At 49.2% G+C, this 4,902-nt stretch carries 7 protein-coding genes; 5 read left to right on the plus strand and 2 right to left on the minus strand.

The features are described 5' to 3' along the window. Window positions 1-291: plasmid mobilization protein (locus ACJ2PR_RS34980; protein WP_446880503.1), on the minus strand; the 291-nt coding region annotated here is incomplete at its 3' end. 504 nt (window positions 292-795) lie between these two features. Here ACJ2PR_RS34980 and ACJ2PR_RS34985 point away from each other — a divergent pair. Genes ACJ2PR_RS34985 through ACJ2PR_RS35005 form a run of 5 tightly spaced genes read left to right on the plus strand, consistent with a single transcriptional unit; the run spans window position 796 to window position 4,521 of the window. Continuing rightward, window positions 796-1,926 (plus strand): ParM/StbA family protein, encoded by a 1,131-nt coding sequence (locus tag ACJ2PR_RS34985; protein WP_446880504.1) that lies wholly within the window; start codon window positions 796-798, stop codon window positions 1,924-1,926. Beyond that, window positions 1,923-2,309 carry a hypothetical protein gene (locus tag ACJ2PR_RS34990; RefSeq protein WP_446880505.1) on the plus strand — a complete coding sequence of 129 codons (387 nt, stop codon included), beginning with the start codon at window positions 1,923-1,925 and terminating at the stop codon, window positions 2,307-2,309. Before ACJ2PR_RS34985 ends, ACJ2PR_RS34990 begins: the two co-directional genes overlap by 4 nt. A 9-nt stretch (window positions 2,310-2,318) precedes the next feature. Beyond that, window positions 2,319-3,146: a hypothetical protein gene (locus tag ACJ2PR_RS34995; RefSeq protein WP_446880506.1), complete on the plus strand. Its 828-nt coding sequence runs from the start codon at window positions 2,319-2,321 to the stop codon at window positions 3,144-3,146. A 14-nt stretch (window positions 3,147-3,160) separates the two neighbouring features. Next, window positions 3,161-3,949, plus strand: coding sequence for a DUF6753 family protein (locus ACJ2PR_RS35000; protein WP_446880507.1), 789 nt, complete (start codon window positions 3,161-3,163; stop codon window positions 3,947-3,949). Window positions 3,950-3,984: 35 nt separating this feature from the next. After that, a complete protein-coding gene (locus ACJ2PR_RS35005) occupies window positions 3,985-4,521 on the plus strand; it encodes a hypothetical protein (RefSeq protein WP_446880508.1) in 537 nt (178 codons plus the stop codon). Between the two features lie 57 nt (window positions 4,522-4,578). Here ACJ2PR_RS35005 and ACJ2PR_RS35010 read toward each other — a convergent pair whose 3' ends face one another. After that, entirely contained in the window at window positions 4,579-4,851 is a 273-nt protein-coding gene (locus ACJ2PR_RS35010; protein WP_446880509.1) for a PDDEXK nuclease domain-containing protein, read from the minus strand. Window positions 4,852-4,902: the final 51 nt, after the last annotated feature.

The raw sequence follows: 4,902 nt of genomic DNA on the forward strand, positions 1-4,902 counted from the left end.
AGTATCGACACTGCATAGTACAACACCCTCATTCATCCCTCCATTATGCAACGCCGTGTTAGCGAGTATCGCCCTGGCAATTTGGCTCAGACTGTCACTGATTTTGGTGAGTTCCCAGTAGGTCAGACCCGCAATTCGGGTTACGCGCCGGGGGAGCTGATTTTTTAATGTCTTGGCACGAAACAATTCTGCCATCGTCAGGTTGTGCTCTGTCGCCATACAGCGCACCTGCTCTTTCTCCTCAGCGTTGAGGGAGATATGGAACTTGATGGGACGTTTCTGCGAGGACATTCCAGCCAATCAGGAAGACGGTGAAGATTCTTCTCTAGCTTTGCTGTTCCTTCGTTGACTTGTGATCTACCAGTCGGCTATCCTTTTGATTTCTGCATCGGGCAATAGCCTTTGACAACAAACAAAACTCATGGATATTGCAGTAACACTATTATTTTCTCCCAATAGATGAATACACATTACAACATGGCTTGCTCTGCATCCTGGATTTTGAACGGGTACTGTAGGTTGCTGTAAGAATGTGGGTCATGGGTGGAATGCTGCGAGAAACCTGTGGACATTTGAGGGAGTTAAGTGTCAACAAGTCTAGCCTATTAAGAATTCAGCACCTTGATCCGGTGGACAAATGGGCACGGAGACGAACTATTGAGGGAAACTGTGGCAATTTGTGAACCCCTGTGAGAGAGGAAATCCGGGGTTCTCTTTTTTATCCACATGGATGATGAGTATTCAATCAGTGCTCGCTAAGTTGAGGGAACGTTAACCATTACTGATCAACCCGTGATGTCTGACCTCACGTTGACTTTCGATCCAGGCTCCTCACTCAGTATAGTGATCTATCACTTAGCGGATGGCAGACCTCGACTGCTGCTCATGGAGCCTGAAGTGATTGAACTCAGCTTGAGTTCAATTGATGCCCACTTGAGAACCAGAGGAAGTCTTGGTATCACTCGACCTGAAGATGATGTTTGGCTGCAATGTGTTGATAGTCAGCAGTGTCAGGTGGTTGGTTATTTAGCGCGTCAGTTTTTGGCAGCCGTGCGGATGAATGAGGTGAAATACGAACGGGCGTTATATAAAGTGCTGGCAGCCGTAGGAGCAATCGTCCAGCACATGGATCTACCTCGTAAGTTCTCTATTGCCATTTCTGCTCTGTTACCCTACAGCGAATACCAGAACGCCCCACGCTTTCAGCAACTCCTGAAACAACAGCTCAAAAATTACAGCTTTCGCGGTGAACGCCTCCATGTCAAGTTAGCAGCCTTTGAGTGTCGCCCAGAGGGAGGTGGTTTGGCAATGGCACGGGTAATGCAGAATGGGGCAGAGTGGTTCCAGCAACAAACGCTGGCTGTGCTGATGTTTGGGCATCGGAATACCAGCCTATTGCTGTTTGAACGCGGCAAGCTGGCGATCGGTAACACCACCGATTTGGGCTTTCATCAACTGGTAGATAAGGTATTAAACCGTACCTCTGGTCAAAGTGCTGATTCGTTAACGAGCGCAATCTATAGTATTGGCAATCAGATCATTCCTGATAATCCACAACTTCAACATCTGGTAAAGACGCGATCGCCTACTGAACAAAAACTAGAACGCGAGCAAATTGTCATTGCTATTTTGACTGCCAGAGAGGAGTACTGGTCACGCTTGCAAGATTGGCTTGACAATATGCTGCCGAATGTCACCGAGGTGATTATTTCTGGTGGAGCTGCTCTTTACCTCCATGATGAATTGGAGGAGTATTTTAAGCGAACCCCGACTTATTGGGGTACTGACCTTCAGCGACAATTGCAAGACCTGTTAGGACTGGATTATCGCTCGAACCGTTCAGATGCAGAGGCACTATCCTTTCGTCTGATTGACGTTTTTGGCATGTACTGCAACTTTGTTGAGCAGTTGGCGGAGGTCGCATGAACGAGACCACTCAGACCTCCCGCAAACGCGAAGATTTCAGCTTTCGCTATTCACCCTACACCGACACTCCAGATGGTGTGTTGACAGTATTTTTGAAGAAAGGTGATGGCGTGAGACAGGGTAAAGAGTTGATGTTGGAGCCTGCCAGAGCTTTTTGGATGGTAGCTGCTCGTCAGGCAGAAGGTCTGTTAAGCCAGGAAGAACTACGCCAACTGGGATTGAGCTGCTGTCGTGCTTTGGAACGTCAGGCAGACTATATCCGGGAATGTTTGCAACTGCCGATTCCATCTGCTGAATCCTCAACAATCGAATATACCAATGGCGATCGCCAAAATGGCAGTAACAAGCCTGCTGATCGAGCAACCCGAACAATGTGGCAATAGGAGAGCGCAATGGCAATTATTCATTTCATTGATGGTGAAAAGGGCGGTGTCGGTAAGTCTTTGTTTGCTCGGGTGATGGTGCAATATTGCATCGATCGCCAGTTTCCCCATGTGCTGGTAGAAGCCGATCGTAGTAATCCTGATGTAGGGGAAGTCTATCCTGAAGGATGTGAGCGAGCCGTCTTTAGTGAATCAGAACGCAAAGCCTACGATGCCGATCGCATTTTTGACCTGGCGATCAAAACTCCGGTGATTGTGAATCTCCCCGCTCAGGTCTTTCCAGCCGTTACCGACTGGATTGAGCGCAACGGGGTGCTGGAGATGGGAGCGCAGCATGGAGTCAGCATCTGCAAGTGGTTTATCTGCACCGGCGGCTATGACAGTGTGCAGCTTTTCATCCAATCTTTAAAGCAGTTTGATGGCAAAGTGCAGCATATTTTTGTCCGTAACTGGGGACTCTGTGATGATTGGTCTCACCTGGACGGTAGAGAGGAACTACAACAACTTCTGGCAAAGCAAAAAGTCCCCGTGCTCGATTTTCCCAAGTTCAGCTATCGCGAGCGTGATCATCTGGATGCCAAGCGGCTTGCTTTTTCAGCAGGCAGGGAGAGCGGTGAACTGGGCGTTTTGGGGAAGCAGCGGCTCCATACGTTTCTGAAGAGTGCTTATCAAGCGATCGACCAGGCAAACATCTGGAAACTCTCGCAGTCGGAAGTCAGTCCTTCAAAGCCAACTGCGACTGATGGATCATTAGCGGAAGCCGGAGAAGCCGACATTAAAACGGCTGAACCAGCAACAAGCGGCTCCAAATCCCGTAATAGCAAACGTTCAAGCTAAGGGAGGTAAGGCTTATGACCAATCCCCGCCAAATAGAAGAACCCCTGGATCTAGATGATCAATTTCTGGAATCGATGGCTGCCAGAGGCAAAGGTCTAAATCGAATTCCTTACCCGACCCTGCTCGATCTGGCAATTCGCGGTAAGGATGATGCTTTCAAAGCCAGAGTATGGGAAATTGTTGTACAAACGGGAATTGACCCGGATGATCCAGCTTTTTTGATGTTGGTTGCAACTGGCAGGCTAGAAGTGCTGCTAGAGGACAGCCCCAAAGAGATGGAGACGATGTTTGACCAGTGGCAAACGCAACTCTATGACCGGCTCCAAACCTACGAAAAGGTAGCAATTAAGGGACATCAAAAGGCGATCGCCCAAACTGTCTCCGCTTTGATTCGCCGCACGGAATTTGAGCGAGCAATTCACTCAGTTCCTTCATTGATTGCAGCAGGGGTATTGCTCTTGCTTACAGCTGGACTGGGAGGGCTTTTGGGCGTTGCCGGATTCTCCTGGTATCAATCTAGCCGCCCTCTTGATCCGAGCGGCTCTCGGCAACTGACGCTCGAACAAGCCAAGACGCTAGAATGGGCAACGAGCAGCGAGGGACAATTCGCTCGTAGCCTAATGAGTTGGAATCAGGATTTACTGAGCCGCGATCGCAATGGTCAGCTCACCTGCGCCGACGAAGTAAAGCGCCTGGGCGTTACCCTAGAGATGCTGCCCGAGCGCAAAGCAACCTCTGGGTTTTGCACGCTATGGGTTCAGCCGCCAAATCAACGTCAGTTTGCACCCGTTCAAGGAAACTAAGCATCTATCTGAATTTCGATGAGGAGGACTCGCCGATGTGGACTCGTAAAGTGCCCCAGTGCTGGACGATTTTAACGGCAGCTGGATTAATGGCTGTAGGTTGTACCCCGCTCACAAATATGAGTAGCAGCAGTGAAACGAGTCAGGCACAAAACCCATCAATTCCCGAGTATCCTCCTTTGTACAACGTTGACGTAGAAGTGTGCGGTAATATCATTGCACCGCTCAAGGATGGAAAACGTTGTATCACAACTCAACTTCAGCTTTGGGGTTCAGTCGGGGAGGCAAAACTGGTTCGGACTGGAGTTGCTCTGCCATCCGTGTCCGCCGTGCAACACAAAGTGGCGCTCGCCTCAAAAGGATGCTATCCAGCGTACTCACAACCCTCACAAGAACAATTTTACTGGGCAGACACGATTATCCAGGTTAACCGGGGCGGAAAAACCACGATCGAGGTGAAGCCCACTCAACTTTCAAATCAGCAGGTTCATGAATTGGTCACTGGGAAGCTTTCAAATTCAAGCGCTCCAACCTTCAGCGGCGTTGGCTGTGAACCCGCCCCTGCTAGTTGAAATCACGTTTCGCCAATCGTCCAAGCGCCCTTGGACAATTTTTCATCTCTAAACAGCTTACTCGTCTCGCTCTGTGAGGTCTGAGATCGCCTCCACTGACAACGTGTTTAGTTCCATCTCAAGCTGCTCAATACTGGGCAGGCTCCCCTGTAGCGGTTCCGGTAGCGTGTCCTTCAGTCGATAGGTTGCCACTCCCACCGGATGCTGGATGTACCGTAGGGCATATTCTACTGTTGCTTTATTTTTAGACTTACACAAGACAATCCCGATTGTGGGGTTATCCATCTCACTCCGCAGCAAATCATCCACAGCGGCGATGTAAAAGCTCATTAAATATCTAGCTTAAATAACAACAACAACAACGTTTACAACGAAACGTAT

The sequence above is a fragment of the Phormidesmis sp. 146-33 genome (assembly GCF_052939515.1).